The organism is Breoghania sp. L-A4, from assembly GCF_003432385.1.
GTDB lineage: Bacteria > Pseudomonadota > Alphaproteobacteria > Rhizobiales > Stappiaceae > Breoghania.
Map to the genome: position 1 here is coordinate 3,857,104 of NZ_CP031841.1, position 18,833 is coordinate 3,875,936.

15 protein-coding genes and 2 pseudogenes are annotated in these 18,833 nt (G+C 64.0%); 5 read left to right on the forward strand and 12 right to left on the reverse strand.

Going from position 1 to position 18,833, the window contains the following annotated elements:
- Positions 1–2: 2 nt before the first annotated feature.
- From D1F64_RS17660 to D1F64_RS17670, 4 genes and pseudogenes are all read right to left on the reverse strand, one after another.
- Positions 3–1,231 (reverse strand): annotated as a pseudogene (locus D1F64_RS17660) (arginine deiminase).
- Entirely contained in the window at positions 1,228–1,824 is a 597-nt protein-coding gene (locus D1F64_RS25175) for a hypothetical protein (RefSeq protein ID WP_256372901.1), read from the reverse strand. Before D1F64_RS25175 ends, D1F64_RS17660 begins: the two are co-directional and overlap by 4 nt.
- Positions 1,824–2,696, reverse strand: coding sequence for a hypothetical protein (locus D1F64_RS25180; RefSeq protein WP_256372878.1), 873 nt, complete (start codon positions 2,694–2,696; stop codon positions 1,824–1,826). The genes D1F64_RS25175 and D1F64_RS25180 overlap by 1 nt, the downstream gene beginning before the upstream one ends.
- Before the next feature lie 433 nt (positions 2,697–3,129).
- A complete protein-coding gene (locus tag D1F64_RS17670; protein ID WP_117413486.1) occupies positions 3,130–3,540 on the reverse strand; it encodes a DUF2177 family protein in 411 nt (136 codons plus the stop codon).
- A 172-nt stretch (positions 3,541–3,712) separates the two neighbouring features.
- Between D1F64_RS17670 and D1F64_RS17675 the strand changes: the two genes are divergently transcribed.
- From D1F64_RS17675 to D1F64_RS17685, 3 genes are read left to right on the forward strand one after another with little or no spacing between them, the layout of a single operon-like run.
- Complete coding sequence (locus D1F64_RS17675; RefSeq protein ID WP_248304498.1) at positions 3,713–5,041, forward strand: FAD-dependent oxidoreductase; 1,329 nt, start codon at positions 3,713–3,715, stop codon at positions 5,039–5,041.
- Positions 5,042–5,043: 2 nt separating this feature from the next.
- Complete coding sequence (locus D1F64_RS17680; protein WP_117413488.1) at positions 5,044–5,823, forward strand: DUF1365 domain-containing protein; 780 nt, start codon at positions 5,044–5,046, stop codon at positions 5,821–5,823.
- A gap of 4 nt (positions 5,824–5,827) precedes the next feature.
- Positions 5,828–7,063 (forward strand): cyclopropane-fatty-acyl-phospholipid synthase family protein, encoded by a 1,236-nt coding sequence (locus D1F64_RS17685; RefSeq protein ID WP_117413489.1) that lies wholly within the window; start codon positions 5,828–5,830, stop codon positions 7,061–7,063.
- 13 nt (positions 7,064–7,076) lie between these two features.
- Here D1F64_RS17685 and D1F64_RS17690 read toward each other — a convergent pair whose 3' ends face one another.
- From D1F64_RS17690 to D1F64_RS17720, 7 genes are all read right to left on the reverse strand, one after another.
- A complete protein-coding gene (locus tag D1F64_RS17690; RefSeq protein ID WP_117413490.1) occupies positions 7,077–7,838 on the reverse strand; it encodes an SDR family NAD(P)-dependent oxidoreductase in 762 nt (253 codons plus the stop codon).
- Positions 7,839–7,843: 5 nt separating this feature from the next.
- On the reverse strand, positions 7,844–8,515 hold the full coding sequence (locus D1F64_RS17695) for a ChrR family anti-sigma-E factor (protein ID WP_117413491.1): 672 nt from the start codon (positions 8,513–8,515) through the stop codon (positions 7,844–7,846).
- Positions 8,512–9,069 (reverse strand): sigma-70 family RNA polymerase sigma factor, encoded by a 558-nt coding sequence (locus D1F64_RS17700; protein ID WP_162901629.1) that lies wholly within the window; start codon positions 9,067–9,069, stop codon positions 8,512–8,514. Before D1F64_RS17700 ends, D1F64_RS17695 begins: the two co-directional genes overlap by 4 nt.
- A 294-nt stretch (positions 9,070–9,363) precedes the next feature.
- The gene (gene cynS, locus D1F64_RS17705) at positions 9,364–9,804 is read right to left on the reverse strand and encodes a cyanase (protein ID WP_117413493.1); all 441 of its coding nucleotides are present in this window, start codon (positions 9,802–9,804) and stop codon (positions 9,364–9,366) included.
- A 126-nt stretch (positions 9,805–9,930) separates the two neighbouring features.
- Positions 9,931–10,752, reverse strand: coding sequence for an ABC transporter ATP-binding protein (locus D1F64_RS17710; RefSeq protein WP_248304499.1), 822 nt, complete (start codon positions 10,750–10,752; stop codon positions 9,931–9,933).
- Between the two features lie 86 nt (positions 10,753–10,838).
- Positions 10,839–11,669, reverse strand: coding sequence for a nitrate ABC transporter permease (ntrB, locus tag D1F64_RS17715; protein WP_117413494.1), 831 nt, complete (start codon positions 11,667–11,669; stop codon positions 10,839–10,841).
- Between the two features lie 2 nt (positions 11,670–11,671).
- A complete protein-coding gene (locus D1F64_RS17720; protein WP_248304793.1) occupies positions 11,672–12,919 on the reverse strand; it encodes a CmpA/NrtA family ABC transporter substrate-binding protein in 1,248 nt (415 codons plus the stop codon).
- A gap of 364 nt (positions 12,920–13,283) precedes the next feature.
- Here D1F64_RS17720 and D1F64_RS17725 point away from each other — a divergent pair, with 364 nt between their 5' ends.
- The gene (locus D1F64_RS17725) at positions 13,284–15,209 is read left to right on the forward strand and encodes a sigma 54-interacting transcriptional regulator (RefSeq protein ID WP_346432265.1); all 1,926 of its coding nucleotides are present in this window, start codon (positions 13,284–13,286) and stop codon (positions 15,207–15,209) included.
- Between the two features lie 277 nt (positions 15,210–15,486).
- Positions 15,487–18,047, forward strand: a pseudogene (locus D1F64_RS17730) (FAD-dependent oxidoreductase).
- A 72-nt stretch (positions 18,048–18,119) separates the two neighbouring features.
- On the opposite strand, the gene D1F64_RS17735 reads toward D1F64_RS17730, so the two are convergent.
- Positions 18,120–18,830, reverse strand: coding sequence for a ribonuclease activity regulator RraA (locus tag D1F64_RS17735; protein ID WP_117413497.1), 711 nt, complete (start codon positions 18,828–18,830; stop codon positions 18,120–18,122).
- Between the last annotated feature and the right edge of the window lie 3 nt (positions 18,831–18,833).

Genomic DNA, 18,833 nt, shown 5'->3' on the forward strand with positions numbered 1-18,833 from the left:
TCCTAGGCCGGGTCGCGGATCGTCGGGCAGCTCATGCAGCGGCCACCTCCGCGGCCGCGGCCGAGCTCGGCGCCCGGCACCTCGAGCACTTCGATGCCCTCGGCGCGCAGCGCGGCGTTGGTGTCGTCGTTGCGGTCGTAGCCGATCACCACGCCGGGGCGCAGCGCGAGCACGTTGTTACCGTCATTCCACTGCTCGCGCGAGGCCTCGAAACTGTCCGTGCCGCCGGTCGGCACCACGGTGAGCTTCTTGAAGCCCATCGCCTTGGCCACGACGTCGAAAAGCGGGCGGTCGATCCGGCGGATATCGAGGGGCGCGCGTCCCTCGCCGGGGTGGAGGTCGTAGACGGTCATCTCGGCGGCGACCTCGGTGAAGCTGGTCACCACCTCGCCGCCGCAGAAGGTGAACACGGTGTCGAGGTGCATCGCCGCCCGCGACTTCGGCAGCTGACAGGCAAGCACCCGCGTGGCGCGGCCCTGGTCGAACAGCGCCTCGGCCAGAAGTCCCACCCCTGCGGCGAGGAGCGTTCACCCATGCCTACGAGAACGACGCCGTTGCCCACCGGCATCACGTCGCCGCCCTCCAGCGTCGCCAGGCCGAAATCCCGGGTTGGATCGCCCCACACTACCTCGACCCGCCCCGCGAACTTGGGGTGGAAACGATAGATCGCGGCCGTCAGCAGCGTTTCGGGCCGCCGTGCCTGCCAGTACATCGGACTGAGGATGACGCCGGAGTAGATCCACGCGCTGTTGTCGCGGGTGAAGAGCGTGTTGGGAAGCGGCGGCAGGACGAAGCCGAGATGCCCCAGATAGGCACCGAACATGCCCGCCGCCTCGAAGGGCAAGTCGTCAACCGTCAGCCCGCCGATCAGGAAATCCGCAAGCTCCACCCCCGGCATCTCATCCATCCAGGCGCGCAGGTCCGCCAACATCCCGACCCCGATCGCCTGGGGCGTGATCCGGTGGTCGAGCACCCATGCACGAGCCTCGGGGATGTCGAGTGTCTCACCCAGCAACACCCCGGTATCCAGCACCTCCACCCCCTCGCCGCGCATGAGCTCGGCAAAGACGTCGTGGTCCTTTTGTGCCTGGCGCACCCAGAACACGTCGTCGAACAGCAACGCCTCGCAATTCTGGGGCGTGAGCCGCCGGTGCGCGCGGCCCGGCCTGCAGACGATCACCTGCCGCAATCGCCCGGTCTCCGAATGAACGCCAAGGGTCTGGTCGCTCATACCACGGCTCCCTTCATCCAGGCGCCCACCGCCAGTGTGCTCACGATGAAGACCGTCAGGATCAGCAGCAGCGGCCAGATGAAGACGATCCAGCGCTCATAGGGCACGCGTCCGATGGCCAGCCCGCCGATCACCACCGCAAAGGTCGGGTTGATCAGGTTCACGAGGCCGTTGGCCGACTGATAGGCCGTGACCACAAGGTCGCGCCCCACGCCGGCGAAATCCGCGAGCGGCGCGAGGATGGGCATCGACAGCACCGCGAGACCGGACGATGAGGGCACGAAGAAACTCATCCCGAGCTCGATGACGAACATCGTCGAAATAAAGGCAACGTCCGAGAGCCCGCCGAGCGTCTGCTCCGAGGCATGCAGGATCGTGTCGGCAATCCGCCCCTGTTCCATCACCACGACGATGCCGCGGGCCAGGCCGATGATCAGCGCGACCCCCAGAAGGTCCCGCGCCCCGTCGACGAACGCGCCGGTCAGCCGCTTCTCGCCCAGCCGGCCGACCAGCCCGGTCACGATTGCCGCCCCGAGGAAAAGCGCTCCCATTTTCGCCATCCACCAGCCTTGACTGGAAACACCCCAGATCATCACAACGAAGGTTGCAGCGAAGATGACGAGAATGACCTTCTGCGTGCCGGTAAGCGCGTCGTCCCCTCCCCGCCCTCACCGTCTTTCAGGAAATGCCGTTTGTGCGCATCCCACTGGCCGGCGACGACGGAGCGCGCGCTGTCGGCCTTCACCCGCGCCGCATAGCGCATCACGTAGGCGACGCAGATCGCCAGGCCACCGATCAGCAGCACGAAGCGCAGGATCATGCCGTCGGTGAAGGGGATCGAGGCGGCGTTGGAGGCGATGATCGTGGCGAAGGGGTTGATGGTGGAGCCGAGCACGCCGATCCCCGCGCCGATCAGGATGATCGCGACCCCGGTGACGGCGTCGAAACCCGCGCGCAGCGCCACGGGCAGAAGAATGGCATAGAAGGCCAGCGTCTCCTCCGCCATGCCGTAGGTCGTGCCGCCGATGGCGAAGAGCGCCATCAGGATCGGGATCATCCAGATTTCACGCCCTCCCATCGCGCGCATCGCCGATCGCATGCCCGTGTCGATCGAGCCTGTGGCGTTGACCACGCCCAGAAAGCCGCCCAGCAGCAGGACGAAGAGCGCCACATCGATGGCGTTCGCCATGTTGCTCTCGGGATTGTAGAAGCCGCCGATGGGCGCCAGAAGCACCTCGACCGGGCCTTGCGGATTCGACTCGACCGTCTGGTAGGTGCCGGGCACGGCGACCTCACGGCCGATTTCCTGGTTCATCCGCCGCTCATACTGCCCCGCCGGAATGATCCAGCTCAGCGCGGCCACCAGGATGATCAGCAGGAAGAGGATCGTGTAGGCCGTCGGGAAACGCGACTGCGGATCGGGATCCTTGTCGGACTTCACGGCTTCGGATGAGGTGTCGGGCATGACTTTCTCGTTTCCTTTGGATCAGATTCCGTTTGCCTTGCACAATTGGCGTACCTCGATTTCAGGCGCGGAGTATTGATATGGGTCAGAACGCGCGCGGATTCTTCGGCGAAATTTGCCTAGTGTTTTCTGAAACCGTTTTTGCAGGGTGCGCGCAATCACGGTGGCGCACGAAAGATGCTGTTCAGCCCAGGCCAGCTAAGCTTCCGCTTCTCCGATGTCTTCTATCTGTTGTTCATTCTGGTCGTCGGTTCGATGGTGTATTCATCCTGTTCCTGGCGGTTTTGAGCGTGGATCGCGCCGGCGATTGCAGGCTGGTTTGCCTTGGGCATGGCAGGCATCAGCCTTGTCAACCAGATCCCGGTGCGGCGTGAGCGGACGGCGGCTGGCTGTGAGCTCTCACAAGGTCTCGCCGGCGGGTCTGCGAGGGATCCTATCCGCCGTGCACGACAAGCCGCGTCGCCCAATAGCCGATCGTGGCCGAGACCGCGGTCAGGCAGGTCCCCCACACGATATCGACGATAACAATGGAGACCGGCCAGTTTTTGAGCGTGGCGTAGTTGGTCATGTCATAGGTCGCATAGGTGAAAAAGCCGAACAGCGCCCCGTAAATCAGAGCCGGGCCAACCGATTCCGCGCGCAGGGCCGGGGCAACCGCGAAGATGACGATGCCCACCACATAGACCGCATAGAACGCCGCGGCGGCGCCCATCCGCGGCGAGTCGAGCAGCAGATCGCCCAGGCGTGAGAAATAGAAGGTCTTGGCCACGCGGGACAACCACAGGAAATCGATCCCGAGGAAAACAAGCGCCGTCAGAGTGTATGCGATGAAATACTGAAGCATGATGATCCTGCCGTGATGAGACAAGACGGATACGCCGTGGCATGTCCCGCGGATCACCCGGCCAGGGTCGCGGCGTCAAAAAAGATCCCGGACCCCGCATCGGACATGATTGCGCAGTGATCCGTTTGGCGCATGCCTGCGTATTCCGTACATGCACCAAGCGGGAAGCGCCATGAGCACTCAGAAGATCGCCGTCATCGGTTCGGGAATATCGGGCCTGTCAGCCGCATGGCTGCTTTCCAGGCGCCATCAGGTGACGCTTTACGAGGCCGGAGACCATCTCGGCGGCCACGCCAACACCGTGGACGTGGACACACCGCAAGGCCCCATCGCGGTGGACACGGGGTTCATCGTCTTCAACGAGCGCAACTATCCCAATCTCGTTGCCCTGTACGAGCACCTCGGCGTCGCCAGCAACGAGACCGAGATGAGCTTTGCCTTGTCGTTCAACGGCGGGGCCTACGAATACGCGGGCGCCGGGCTGGGCGGCTTCTTCGGACAGCGCCGTAATCTCGCCCGTCCGACGCACTGGCGCCTGTTGCGCGACATTTCCCGCTTTTTCGAAACCGCCCAGCGGGCGGTGTCGGCCTGCGCCCCCGACATGACGCTTGGCGCCTTCCTGGCATCAGAGGGTTATTCGGAAACCTTTGTCGACGACCACATCGTTCCGATGGGGGCCGCCATATGGTCGACCTCCATGACGGAGATGCTCGCCTTCCCGGCGCGCAGCTTTGTCGACTTCTATGCCAACCACGGCATGCTGCAGTTCAAGGATCGCCCGAACTGGCGAACTGTCGCAGGCGGCAGCAGAAACTATGTGCAGCGCTTGGTCGAAGACGGCGATTTCGAGATCCAGCGCGGCAATGCGGCCAAGCGGATCGTCCGGCATCCCGGATTTGTGCATGTGGTGGATGGACGAGGCGCGATCCGGCCGTTTGATCAGGTGGTGATGGCGACGCATGCGGATCAGGCGCTGGCGCTGATCGAGAACCCCGATCCGCTCGAGCAAAATCTTCTCGGAGCGTTTTCCTATCAGGCCAACCGCACCGTTCTGCACCGCGACGTCCGCTGGATGCCGCGCCGCAAACGGCTGTGGTCGAGCTGGAACTACCTCAAACGCGACAGCGGCGCGGAAAGCGAGCTGTGCGTCACCTACTGGATGAGCCGCCTGCAGGGCCTGCCGGCGCACACCAATCTGTTCGTGACGCTCAATCCTTATGACGAGATCCATCCCAAGACGGTGGAACGCGAGTATTCCTACGACCATCCGGTGTTCGACACCACGGCCATGACGGCGCAAAAGGACCTGTGGGCCTTGCAGGGCCAGCGGCGAACGTGGTTCTGCGGAAGTTATTTCGGCTTCGGCTTCCATGAAGACGGCATTCAGAGCGGCCTGGCCGTGGCCGAGGACCTGGGCGGCTTGCAGCGGCCGTGGCAGGTCCCGAACGCCTCGGGCCGTATTGCCGCCCAGCGTCCGGCCACCATCGAGGCGGCGGAATGAGCATGACGGCCGAAGCCCTCTACAGCGGAACCGTGGTGCACACGCGGCTGCGTCCCTGTGTCCACACGCTGCGCTACAGCGTCTTCGCCCTGCTGTTTGACTGCGACCGCATCGATGCGCTGGGCGGGCGGCTCCGTCTGTTTTCCTACAACCGGTTCAACCTGTTCTCGCTGTATGATCGCGACCACGGCGACGGAACGCCGCTCCGCGCCTACCTGCACGGTCTCGCCGCGCAATCCGGGCACGGAGGGGACGTTCGCCGCTTTGCGATGCTCTGCTACCCGCGCATCCTCGGGTATGCCTTCAATCCGCTGACGGTCTATTTCGGCCTCGACGCGGAGGGTGATCCGCGCCTCGTCGTCTACGAGGTCAACAACACCTTCGGCGAGCGAAAGACCTATGTGATCCCGGTCGCCGCCGGCGAGAAAAGTCTGATCTTCCAGAGGTGCCGGAAGGAACTCCACGTTTCGCCCTTCAACCCGCCCGTGGGCAGCTACAGTTTCCGCGTCACGCCGCCCGCCGAGACGATCACCGTTGGCGTCGCGCTGAGAGATACATCCGGCCCGGTGCTCAAGACCCATTTCCGCGCGCACCGAGACGCCTTGAGCGACCGCAGCCTGCTGCGCGCCCTGGCTCGCACAGGCTGGATGACCATCAAGGTCATGATCGGAATCCACTACGAGGCAGCCCGGCTCTGGTTCAAGGGGCTGCGCCTCGTCCCCCGCCCGCCGGCTCCCGAGACACCCGTAACCTTCGCCAAGACTCCAAGGGAAGGCTCCTGAAGACATGCTTGAAGACCTGACCGTGGACACGGCCGCGCGCCGTCACGTGCTTCGCAACCCACTCGACCGCATTCTCAAATGGAGAATCATCCGGTTCCTGCGATGGAACCCTGTGGGATCGATTGTCCTCGCCTTCCCGTCCGGCGAGACGGTGCGGTTCGGCCGGCCGGGGGACGAGGCGGAGCCATTTCTGCGCTTCCGCAACCATCTCGCGTTTGCAAAAATCATCCGCGGCGGAACGATCGGCTTTGCGGAAGCCTACATGAACGGCGATATCGACTGCACGGATCTCACCGGACTGTTCCGCTTCTTCCTGCGCAACCGGGCTGATTTCGAGCGCAACGGCCGCCGGCTCTCAAGAGCGCGGATCGCCGATCGCCTGTCCCATCTGATGCGCCGCAATTCGCGCCGCGGCAGCCGCCGCAACATTGCCGAGCACTACGATCTCGGAAACGCCTTCTACGAGTTGTGGCTCGACCCGACGATGCTCTATTCGAGCGGGCTCTTCCAGCAGGGCGTCACCTCGCTGGAAGCATCCCAGGAAGCGAAACTGCACCGTATCCTGGATCTCCTCGACCTCTCCGGCGGTGAAAGCATCCTGGAAGTGGGATGCGGCTGGGGAGCGTTCGCTCTTGAGGCGGCCGCAACTCATGGTGCGCGCGTCACGGGCCTCACCCTGTCGCACGAACAGCTCGCTCATGCGCGGGAACGCGCGCGCGAGACAAATCTCGACGCGGCGTGCGACTTCCGGCTTCAGGACTATCGCGACGTCACCGGCACGTTCGACCGGGTCGTGTCGATCGAGATGATCGAGGCCGTCGGTGAGGCTTATTGGCCGCAGTACTTCCGCGTTCTCAGCGACCGGCTGGCGCCCGGCGGCACCGCCGTGATCCAGGCGATCACCATCAGTGAGCAGCGTTTCGAGCACTACCGCGGCTCGACGGATTTCATCCAGCGCTACATCTTTCCCGGCGGCATGCTGCCCACGCCCGGCATCATCGAGGAGCAGGCGGCGCGCGCCGGCCTGACGCTCGATCTGAGCGAGCGCTTCGGGCTTTCCTATGCCGCAACCCTGCGCGAATGGGCCCGGCGGTTCGAGGCCGCATGGCCCGAGATTGCGAAGCTGGGTTTTGACGAGCCCTTCCGCAGGCGCTGGCGCTACTATCTTGCCTATTGCGAGGCCGGATTCCTGGAAAGGGCTGTCGACGTTGGCTTCTACCGGCTGAGAAAATCGCCCTGAGACAATCAGCGCGTCAGCTTTTCAGGACAAACGTTCTTATCAGCCAGAAATAGAGCGCGTCGGGAAGCAGGCGCAGCAGTTTCATCTGCGCGGCGAACCCGCGCGGGAAGGCAATCTCGAATGATCCGCGCTCAAGCCCCGCCAGCATGCGTTCGGCGGCGTCTTTCGCGCTCATCAGACCCGGCATGGGAAACGGATTGTCGCGTGTCATCGGCGTGTCGACGAACCCGGGGTTCACCACCGACACGGTGATGCCGCGCGGCGCCAGTTCCGTCTTCAGGGTTTCCGCCAGATTGATCAGCGCCGCCTTGGTCGGCCCATAGGCGAGCGAGCGCGGCAGTCCGCGATAACCGGCGACCGACGCAACGATGGCGATGTGGCCGCGCCCCCGCGAAAGCATGCGCGGCAGCAGCACGTCGAGCGCGTTCATGACGCCCATGACGTTGACCTCCACGCCGGTGCGTATGGCGGCAAGGTCGAATTCGTCGACGCTCATCAGCGCCCAGGCGCCGGCGTTCAGCACCGCCAGATCGATGTCGCCGCGTTCCTCGATCTCCGCAACACAGGCGGACACGGCCGTGGCATCCGTCACATCGAGGGGATAGCTGTGAACAGTCGCCGCCTGCGCGGCGAGAGCATCCAGCTTGTCCTGCGACCGGGCCGAGGCGGCGACGTGATCGACACGACTGTCGAGCAGACGAGCCAGCTCCAAACCGATGCCGGAGCTCGCACCCGTGATCCAGACGGTCTTCCAGGGCGGGCGGGGGTGTGTCACCGGTCTCAGATCCCGACCAGCGGCTGCAGCAACCGGCTGAACAGCCCCTTGAATCGTGTCGGCGCTTCTGTCGCGACGATGCAGATGCACGGTTCGCCGGGGTCCACCTTCGGCTGATGCTCGACGTGTTCATCGAGATCCGCGACATCGCCCGGCCCAAACCGGCCCAACTCGTCGCGATAGGCCCCCGAGAGGATCAGGGTTATCTCCGCACCGCCGTGACCATGCTCGGGCACGGCCTTTCCTGGCTCGATCTTCAGCATGTAGAACGCGGAGCGCGTCGGCGTCGTCAAGGCGATCTTGTGACGGCGAACGCCTGGCGCGACGGTCTTCCACGGGATGTCCGCAAGCGACGGTCCGATGTAGCGCCGCAGCGGCACGGGCACGTCGCGCGCCCTGCCTTCAGGAGCGGCTGATTGCTCCGCCCGGATTGGCTCACCCGCGCCGTCCCCTTCATCGATACAGCGCATGATCCGCGCCAATGCATCGTCGGCAAGCGAAACCGTCTCGCCGTCTTCCAGCAAGCTCCCGCCGAGGTCCTCGGCAATGCGCAGACCCCGGCGGCAGTCTTCGCACATGGCGAGATGGGCCGCGACGATCGCCGCGAAAGGCTCGTCGAGATCGCCGCTGGCGTGGCGCAGCAGCGTGGTGTGGTCGAGATGATGCAGGATGGTCATTTCAGGACCTCCAGCTTTCCCTTCAGTTTCATATAGGCAAGGCGCATGCGTGACTTCACGGTTCCCAGCGGCAGGTCGAGTTTCGCGGCGATTTCGCTTTGCGCCATGTCGTGAATGAAGGCGTATTCGATGATGCGGCGCTGCTCGTCGGGCAGCTCATCCAGAACCTTTGCGACATGTTCGGCGCGCTGACTGGCAAAAGCCTCGTCCTCGCCGTCCGCATCCTCGGAGGCCAGGTCCAGCCCTTCCAGATCCCGATAGGGTTGCGACGACGCGCGGCGCAGCCGATCGACTCGGGCGTTTCGGGCGATCGTGTAGACCCAGGTGCTGACCGCGCCGCGTTCCGGCGCATAGAGGCCCGCCTTACGCCAGACCGTCATCATCACGTCCTGGACGAGATCCTCGGCGAGATCCGGATCCGCCCCGGCCTTCACCATCACGGATTTCACGCGCGGTCCGAAGTGAAGAAACAGGGACTGGAATGCGTCGCGGTCGTGATGAGACGCAACCCGGGCGATGAGCATTCGGTGGTCTTCCATCGTCAAGTCGGGCACCGCGCAGTCCGGATCAAAAATCGCTCGTAAGGCCGCCCGCATGTCTGCACCTTTTTGCATTCAGCTCAAGTACGCAGTCAGCCGGCGATCGGATCACTCCCATCCGAAATTTGTTTTACCAGCGCGGCTTCCTACCAGCACCTGCAGTCGAGAGCTTTGCGCGCGACATGCCGCTGCCGACACCACCGAGGTCGACGCCAAATTTTCTTGTGTTTTCAATATATAATACAAAAGCGCCCCGCGCGGACGCCAGTTTGGGCATCCGCACGGGGCCTTGCGTGCGGGTAAGGGGTGCTACCAGGCGTTGTAGGGCAGGAACTTGCCGCTCATCTTCACTTCGATGCGATCGCCCTTCGGATTCGGGATCTTTTCGACGCTCATGTCGAAATCGATGGCGCTCATGATGCCGTCGCCGCCCTTCTCCTGGATCAGTTCCTTCAGCGTGTCGCCGTAAACGCCCATGATCTCGTAAAAGCGATAGATGCACGGATCGGTGGGGATCGTCTGAGGGAATATCTTGGTCGGATATTCGGCCAGAACAACGGCCGCTTCCTGCGGCAGGCCGAGGTAACCCACCAGCAGGTCAGCCTTTTCCCGCGGCAGCGAGTTCATGCCCAGGCACGCCGAGGTGGTGAACACTTCCGACATGCCGATGGCCTCGGCCATGCTCGCCCAGCTCACGCCGGCGGTCTTCTTCTTCTCGAAAATCATCTCGGTGACGTCGATCTTCTTCATGGGCTTCCCTTTCGAGAGTCTGTTCAAATCGCGCGACAAAAGGCGTGCGGAGTTGAGTGGTTTTTGACGAAATTCGAGACGGATTTGATTCAAATTTGAATCAAATTCGCGCTGGATTTGAGTGCATCACACGGCCCGGACCTGACTGGCCGGCGCCACGGTTTCGGACAAGGCGGGACGAATGGTCGCCGGCCGTGTCGGGCCGTTGCCCCCGCCCGGAATCTGCCCCGCCATCTCCTGCGACCGCCGGGCCAGGAACTCGACCAGATGGTTTCGGATCTTGTAGTAGCCGTCGTGATGGATGATCTCGGCCCGCACCCGGGGACGCGGGATATCCACCACCACGCTCTCCGCGACACGGGCGTAGGGCCCGTTGGTCATCAGCAGGATGCGGTCGGCGAGCAGGATGGCCTCGTCGACATCATGAGTGATCATGAACACCGTCTGATCCGAGCCCGACCACACCCGGGTCAGCTCGTCCTGGATGGTGCCGCGGGTCAGGGCGTCGAGCGCGCCGAAGGGCTCGTCCAGCAGCAGCAGCTTGGGCTGGATGGCGAAGGCCCGGGCGATGGAGACCCGCTGGCGCATGCCGCCGGAAAGCTGCGAGGGCTTGCGGTGCTCGGCGCCGCCGGTCAGCCCCACCATCTCCAGATACTTGTTGGAGTGCTCGAGCACCTGCGCCTTTGACCACGTCGGATGGCGCGCCGCGACGCCGAAGGTGACGTTCTTCAGCGCCGACAGCCAGGGCAGCAGCGAGTAGTTCTGAAACACCACGCCGCGATCAAGACTTGGGCCGGCGACCTCAGTCCCGTCCATGGTCACGGCGCCGCCGGTGGCGGTATCGAGACCGGCGAGCACGTTCATGATGGTCGACTTGCCGCAGCCGGAATGGCCGATGATGCAGACGAATTCGCCCTTCTCGATGTCGAAGTTGACGTCCTCGAACACGGTCAGGGGTTCCCCGCCCTTGGGCGCGGGAAGCGTTTGGTGAGCCCGTCGATTTCCAAAAACGGTTTTTCGGTCATGGGCTTGTCCTACTCCTGATACTGCACGGCGTGCTGCACGCGGGCGAAGATCGCATCCAGCAGCATGCCGACCACGCCGATGACCAGGATCGAGAAAATGACGCTGGTGAGATCCAGGTTGTTCCACTCGTTCCAGACGTAGTAGCCGATGCCCGTACCGCCCACGAGCATCTCGGCGGCAACGATCACCAGCCAGGCAATGCCGATGGAAATCCGCATGCCCGTGAGGATGGTGGGGGCGGCGGCCGGCAGGATGACGGTGAGCGCCGTGCGCAGGGCGCCGAGTTCATGGGTGCGCGCGACGTTGACCCAGTCCTTGCGGACCCCGGCCACGCCGAACGCGGTGTTGATCAGCATCGGCCAGATCGAACAGATGAAGATCACGAAGACCGCCGAGGCGTTGCTGTCCTTGATGATGAACAAGGCCAGCGGCATCCAGGCCAGCGGCGAGATCGGCCGCAGGATCTGGATGAATGGATCCAGCGCCTTGTACGCCAAGGGCGACATGCCGATCAGAAAGCCGACCGGTATGGCGATGGCGGCCGCCAGGAAATAGCCGGTCAGAACCCGATACAACGAATAGGCGATCTGGATCCCGATGCCCTTGTCGTTGGGGCCGTTGTCGTAGAACGGATGCGACAGTTCCTCGACAGCGCGGATGATGACGGCGGAGGGCGGCGGAACGCGGGCTTCCTGGTCCGCGCCGCCCATCAGCTTTTCGTATTCGGTCATCTCGCCGGCGGGTTTGACCGCCGGCGTTGACACTTCCCACAAGCCCAGCCCGAGCACGAGCAGGACGAGCGACAGGAACAGAGCCCTGACGTTGAGCGAGGCGGTCATGGTCAGGTCCGCTTGATCGCGAAGCTTTCGACATACGCTTCCGGCTCGGCCGGATCGAAGGTCTTGCCCATGATCGTGTAGCTCTTGTAGGTCTCTTCCGGCGGCGTGATGCCCAGATCCTTCATGATCTTCGCGCAGTCGCCCGCAAGATACACCTGTTCGGCCACCGCCTTGTAGTCGACCTCACCCTCGACATAGCCCCAGCGCTTCATCTGGGTGAGGATCCACACGCCCATCGAGTGCCAGGGGAACGGATCGAAATCGATGCGGTCGGGCACATCCTTGATGTTGCCCAGGCCGTCGGCGTAGCGGCCCGTGAGCACCTGCTCGATGACGGGCACCGGCTGGTTGAGATAGTTGGCCGGCGCGATGGCCGCGGAGATCTCCTTGCGGTTTTCCGCCTTGTGCGCGAACTGCGTGGCGTCGACCAGCGACTTGAGCAGAGCGCCATAGGTGTTGGGCAGGGTCTCGGCAAATTCCTGGCTGCAGGCGAAGGCGCAGCACGGATGGCCGTCCCAGATGTCCTTGGTGAGCTTGTGGATGAAGCCGACCTTCTCCCAAACGGCGCGCTGGTTGAACGGATCGGGCGACAGGTAGCCGTCCAGGTTGCCGGCGCGCAGATTGGCGACCATCTCCGGCGGCGGGACGACGCGGATCTGGATGTCGGTGTCCGGATCCAGGCCATGCTCCGCCACGTAGTAGCGCAGCAGGAAATTGTGCATGGAGTACTCGAACGGCACACCGAACTTGAAGCCTTTCCACTTCTTCGGATCGTCGTTCTTGTCCATGTGGTCGACGTGCAGGACGATCGCCTGGCCGTTGATGTTCTCGACCGCCGGCATCAGGAACGGCACGGCGGTCGAGCCGGCGCCCATGGTGATGGCGAGCGGCATCGGCGTGAGCATGTGCGCCGCATCGTATTCCTTGTTCAGCGACTTGTCGCGCGCGACCGCCCAGCCTGCGGTCTTGATCACGTCCACATCGAGGCCGTATTTCTCATAGAAGCCCATGGGCTTGGCCATGATGATCGGCGTGGCGCAGGTGATCGGCACGAAGCCGACATTCAGCTTGCTCTTTTCCGGCGTGCCCAGATTGTCGAGGATCGCCGCCTTGGCCTTGTCCATCGGGAAGACGGAGGCCAGCGCGGCCGCCAGCGTGGTGCTGCCGAGCATCTTGGCGAAGGACCGGCGGGAGAGTTCGTTGTGGCCGAATACGGACCGCACGATGGCGCTTTCGATAGCCCGTTCCATCGCCTCGTCGCTTGTCTGCGGACCGCTGTCGACGGCCCGCGCCTGAAACGTGCCGGCGGACTGGCAGGTCGCGCAGGCGCACGCCGCTCCGTGCCGAAGGTCACTGTCTCCGTCGTATGGATTGCCTAGGCTCTTTGACGCCATATCCTCATCCCCTGTCCTGGTTTCGCGTTCTGCGGTAGCGGCTGTCGCGCTCGTCTTTCACATCGCAAAGGCCGTGCCAGGGGAGATAATTTTAAATTCTCTTTTCCCTTCAATATCTTGTGACTTTTCTCGCTCAATCTGAAATTTACGAGTTTTCAAAAATGACTATTTTTCGTAACGTTCCTTCACGAGATTTCGTAAACAAAGGGCTTGCGTCACCATGAAACACGTCGTCGCCGAGGGATCGGGAGTGCCTGTGGGGCGTGCGTTCATGGCCGAGCTGTTGCACGCCGCCTTCGACCGGTCACCGGACCCAGGCCTGATCATCGATCCCTATTCTGGCCAGGTCCTGCACGCCAACCGTGCGGCGAATGGCCTGTACACCGGAAGCGGCGTGAAGATCGCCGGGCAGACCATCGACCAGCTCTATCCCGACGCGCGCGGCCTGCTGCATGTGTTCACCGAGGAAACGCTGGAACGCGGCCACGCCTGGACACGGGACCTGATGCTCTCGGGCGCCAACGGCAAACCCCTGCGGCTCGAACATGCCGCCGTCCTCGCCTCATGGCAGGGCCGCGCCTGCGTCGTGCTGAGCGTGGTCGACCTTGACCAGACCAGCCGCCGTGCCGTGGACGAGGAGGCCAACAGCTACCATCGCAAGGGCCTGGAGGAGTGGCGGCGGGCTGAGCGCTACTTCCGCGAGATCGAGCGCGAAAACCAGCTGATCCTGGCGGCCGCCGGCGAGGGCATCTACGGCGTCAATGTCGACGGCGTCACCACGTTTCTCAATCCGGCGGCCGAAACGATGCTGGGCTATGCGGCATCGGATCTTGTCGGCAAGGACATGCATTCCGTCATTCATCACCACAAGCCCGACGGCACGCCCTACGCCAACTCGGACTGCCCGATCTACAACGCCTTCCGCCAGGGTACGGTGAAGACCGTCGACGACGAGGTGTTCTGGACCAAGCAGGGCAAGCCGATCCGCGTGGAATACACCTCCACGCCGATCCGCGATTCCGGCGCGGTGGTCGGCGCGGTGATCGTGTTTCGCGACATCACCGAGCGCAAGCGAAACGAGGAGCGGCTGAAGGCGGCGCTGGAGGACAACGCGCGGCTGCGCGAGCGGCTGGAGATGGAGAACGCCTATCTGCAGGAAGAAATCCGCAGCCACGCCAACCACTACGACATCCTCGGCACGTCGGACGCGATCATCAACACCCTGAAACAGATCGAACTGGTCGCACCGACCGGCGCCAATGTGCTGATTTCGGGCGAAAGCGGCACCGGCAAGGAACTGGTGGCGCGCGCCATCCATCAGGCGTCGGACCGGCGCGACCGGCCGCTGATCCGCGTCAACTGCGCCGCGATCCCGCGCGAACTGTTCGAAAGCGAGTTCTTCGGTCATGTCAAAGGCGCCTTCACCGGCGCGCTGCGCGACCGCATCGGCCGGTTCGAACTGGCGAACGGCGGCACGATCTTTCTCGACGAGGTGGGCGAAATTCCGCTCGATCTGCAGTCGAAACTGTTGCGCGTGCTGCAGGAGCGCAAGTTCGAGCGCGTCGGCGAGGAACGCACCCGCGAGGTCGACATCCGGCTGATCGCCGCCACCAACCGCGATCTGAAGAAGGAGGTGACGGCAGGCAAGTTCCGCGAGGATCTGTATTTCCGCCTCAACGTGTTTCCGATCGAATGCCAGCCCCTGCGCGACCGCGCCTCGGACATTCCGATCCTGGCCGATCATTTCCTGGAGACCTGCTGCTCGCGGCTCAACTTGAAGAAACTGGAGCTGACGAAGGCCAATATCGCGGCACTGAGCGGCTATCCGTGGCCCGGCAACGCACGCGAGTTGCAGAACATCATCGAGCGCGCGGCCATCCTGGCGCGCAACGGCAAGCTGAGCTTCAACCTACCGAGCGTGGACGGGAGCCTCCGGGCGGAAAGGCGCGACATTCCGCCGCCCGCCTTGCCGGAGGCAGCGCAGCGCATCCTGACGATGGACGAGTTGAACGAGCTTGAAAAAGCCAACATCCGCAAGGCGCTGGACGCCTGCGGCGGCAAGGTTTCCGGGAAGGCGGGCGCGGCTCAATTGCTCGGCATGAAGCCCACCACGCTCTATTCGCGCATCCAGGCGATGAACCTCTGAGCCAAGAGGCGGGGTCAAGCGGTGGGCATTGCTGTCCGGATCTGCAAGGAGGCTTTCGGCCCGGCGCCGCCGAAAGCCCCGAGCCCCCGGTTCCCGAACGACAGATTTTGCCGTGCCGTGTCGGGGTGGTACCGGCGAGATGGCGCAATCATACTATTTCGACCTGCCGACTGCCGCCATACTGGCCGGCACGAATCCCGAATATCCGCGCTGGCGCACCGGATGTGCGACGCAGGGAGCGCGACCGGCGCTTCCGGTATCTGAAAAGGAATGATCGATGTCAGCATTTCCTGACAGGGCGAAAGTGGTCATCGTGGGTCTGGGCGGCATCGTCGGCGCGTCGGTGGCGCACCACCTGATCGAGCGCGGCTGGGACGACATCGTCGGCATCGACAAGTCCGGCATTCCCACAGACATCGGCTCGACGGCGCACGCCTCCGATTTCTGCTTCGCCACCAGCCACGATCTGCTCTCGTGCTGGACCACGATGTATTCCATCGATTTCTACGAAAAGCTCGGACACTACTCGCGTATCGGCGGGATCGAGGTGGCGCGGGTCGGCGACGACATGCGCATGGAGGAGCTCAAGCGCCGGGTCGACTCCGGCAAGGCCTTCGGCACCCGCGCCACGATCATCTCGGCGGCGGAGGCCAAGGAAAAGTTCCCGCTGCTGGAGGAAGAGCTGATCCAGGGCGCGCTTTGGGATCCGGACGCGGGCCTCGTCACCCCGCGCTCGCAGACCGTCGTGGGCAAGCTCGTCGACACGGCCGAGGCCTCGGGCAAGCTGAAGATGTTCGCCAACACCTCCGCCCTGTCGCTGATCATCGAGGGCGGCCGGATTACCGGGGTGGTGACCGGACGCGGCACGATCCATGCCGATCACGTGGTGGTCTGCGCGGGTCTCTGGGGCCGGCTCATCGCCGGAATGGCCGGCGAGGACCTGCCCGTCATGCCGGTGGACCATCCGCTGACCTTCTTCGGCCCCTACGACGAGTTCGCCGGCACCGGCCTTGAAATCGGCCGGCCTTTGCTGCGCGACCAGGGCAACTCCGCCTACATGCGCGACACCGGCGACCCCAAGAGCACCGAGGGCGGCCAGATCGAATGGGGCTACTACTACGAGACCAACCCGCGCCTGGTGCATCCGCGTGACATTCTGGAAAAGGAACAGGCCCGGCTGTCGCCCTCGCAGCGGGATCTGGAACTGGAAGACGTGATCGAACCGCTCGAGCGCGCCATGGAATTGACCCCGATCCTCGCCGAGCTCGGCTTCAATGAAAGCCATTCCTTCAACGGCCTGCTGCAGACGTCGATCGACGGCGGCCCGGCGATGGGCGAAAGCCAGAATGTGCGCGGGCTGTGGTACGCGGTCGGCATCTGGGTCAAGGACGGCCCGGGCATGGGCAAGCTGATCGCCGACTGGATGACCGACGGGCGCACGGAGGTCGACCACCACGGGGTCGATTTCGCGCGCTTCAACACGTTCCAGCTCGATGAAGATTACATCCATGGCCGCTGCGAGGAGACGGCGGCGAAAATCTACAATCCCCCGGTGCATCCGCGCGAACCCTTCGCCAACGGCCGCGGCCTGCGGCGCTCGCCGTTCTATGAGCGCGAGGCCGAGCTCGGCGGATATTTCATGGAGCTTGGCGGCTGGGAGCGCGCCCATGGCTACGCCGCCAACGAAGCTCTTCTGGAGAAATTCGCCGACCGCGTGCCGCTGCGCGAAAACGAGTGGGACAGCCGGCATTTCTGGCGCGTATCCAACGCCGAACAACTGGAGATGAGCGAGACCTGCGGCATCATCAACCTCTCGCATTTCCACATGACCGAGATCGAGGGGCCCGATCACGTCGCCCTGCTGGAATGGCTGTGCGCGGCGAGGATCGGCGGCGACGCCAACATCGGCAAGGGCATCTATACCCATTTCCTTGATGACGAGGGCATGGTGCGGGCCGACTTCACCGTGCTGCGGATGGCGGACCGCTGCCGCCTGATCAACGGCGCGGATGCCGGGCCGCGCGACTTCCACTACATGCGCCGCGTGGCCCAGGACAAGGGCCTCGACGTCACCCTCACGGACGTTTCGGAAAAATACGTGACCATCGGCATCTGGGGCCCGACGCGCGAGAGAACCTGCAGAAGGTGGTCGAGGACCCGGAGGCGCTCGCGCCCGACGCCTTCCCCTTCGCGGCCATCCGCCCGATCACGATTGCGGGCAAGCGGGTCGCGGCCTTCCGCATCTCCTATGTCGGCGAGCAGGGTTGGGAGCTGCACATGTCCTATGAGGACGGGCTGGCCGTGTGGGACGCGCTGCGCTCGACCGGCGCGATCGCCGTCGGTGTGGAGACCTACGCCAACTCGCGGCGGCTGGAAAAATCCCTCCGCTTGCAGAATGCCGACCTGCACACCCAGTACAACCTCTACGAGGCGGCGCTCGCCCGGCCGAAGGTCAAGGAGGCAGATTTCCGCGGCAAGGACAAGCACCTGGAATATCGCGCAATGGAGCACCAGGCCGCCATGCTCTGCACGCTGGTGATGCGTGAGCACACCGACAGCAAGGGCGTCGCGCGATACCCCGTCGGCACCCTGCCCGTGCTCGATCGCGGGACCGGCGAGACCCTGGTCGACGCCCTGGGCCGCCGCTCCTACACAACCTCGATCGCCTACGGCCCCAGCATCGGCAAGAACATCGCGCTGGCCTACCTTCCCTGGGACTACTGCCAGCTCGGACGGACGCTGAACGTATCGTATTTCGACGAGATCTATCCCGTCGAAGTCGCCGGCGTCGGCTATCAGCCGCTCTACGATCCGGAGAACCTCAAACCGCGCTCCTGACCGGACCGACACCACGGCGGATGACCGCCGTGGTCCCGAGCGTTGGCCTGGTTCTCTCAGAGTCCCGCGCGCCTAGCGGCTATTCTGCTTGCGCCACTGCTGAAACAGCGCCTGGTTCTCGTCCTTGGTGCAGGGATACAGACCGATGATCGTCGCACCGCCCTTGACCTGCTCAAGCACGAAGTTCTCGTAGGCCGTCATTTCCACCGCCTCGTCGGCCACTTCGTCCGCGATCTCCGCAGGGATGACGATCACGCAGTCGTCGTCGCCGACGATGATGTCGCCGGGGAACACCGGCGCGTCGCCGCAGCCGATCGGCACATTGAGATCGATGGCCTCATTGGTGGTGAGGTTGGTCGGGCTCGACGGGCGGGTGTGGTAGGCGGGCATGTCGAGGGTGGCGATGGTCGCCGCGTCGCGAAAGCCCCCATCCGTCACGATGCCCGCGCCGCCGCGTATCATCAGCCGGGTGACCAGGATGTCGCCGGCGGAGGCGGCCGCAGCACTCTTGCGGCTGTCCATCACCAGCACGTGGCCTTCGGGGCATTCCTCGATGGCGACGCGCTGCGGGTGCTTCGGGTTACGGAACTCGACGAGCTGGTTGCGGTCCTCGCGCGCCGGCATGTAGCGCAGCGTGTAGGCCGGGCCAACCATGTTGCGGCCCTTGCGGGCGATCGGATTGACGCCCTGGATGACCTGATGGCGCAGGCCGCGCTTGAACAGCGCGGTGGCGAGCGTCGCCACGGAGACGCCCATCAGTTTGTCATGCGTTTCGGTGTTCATCGA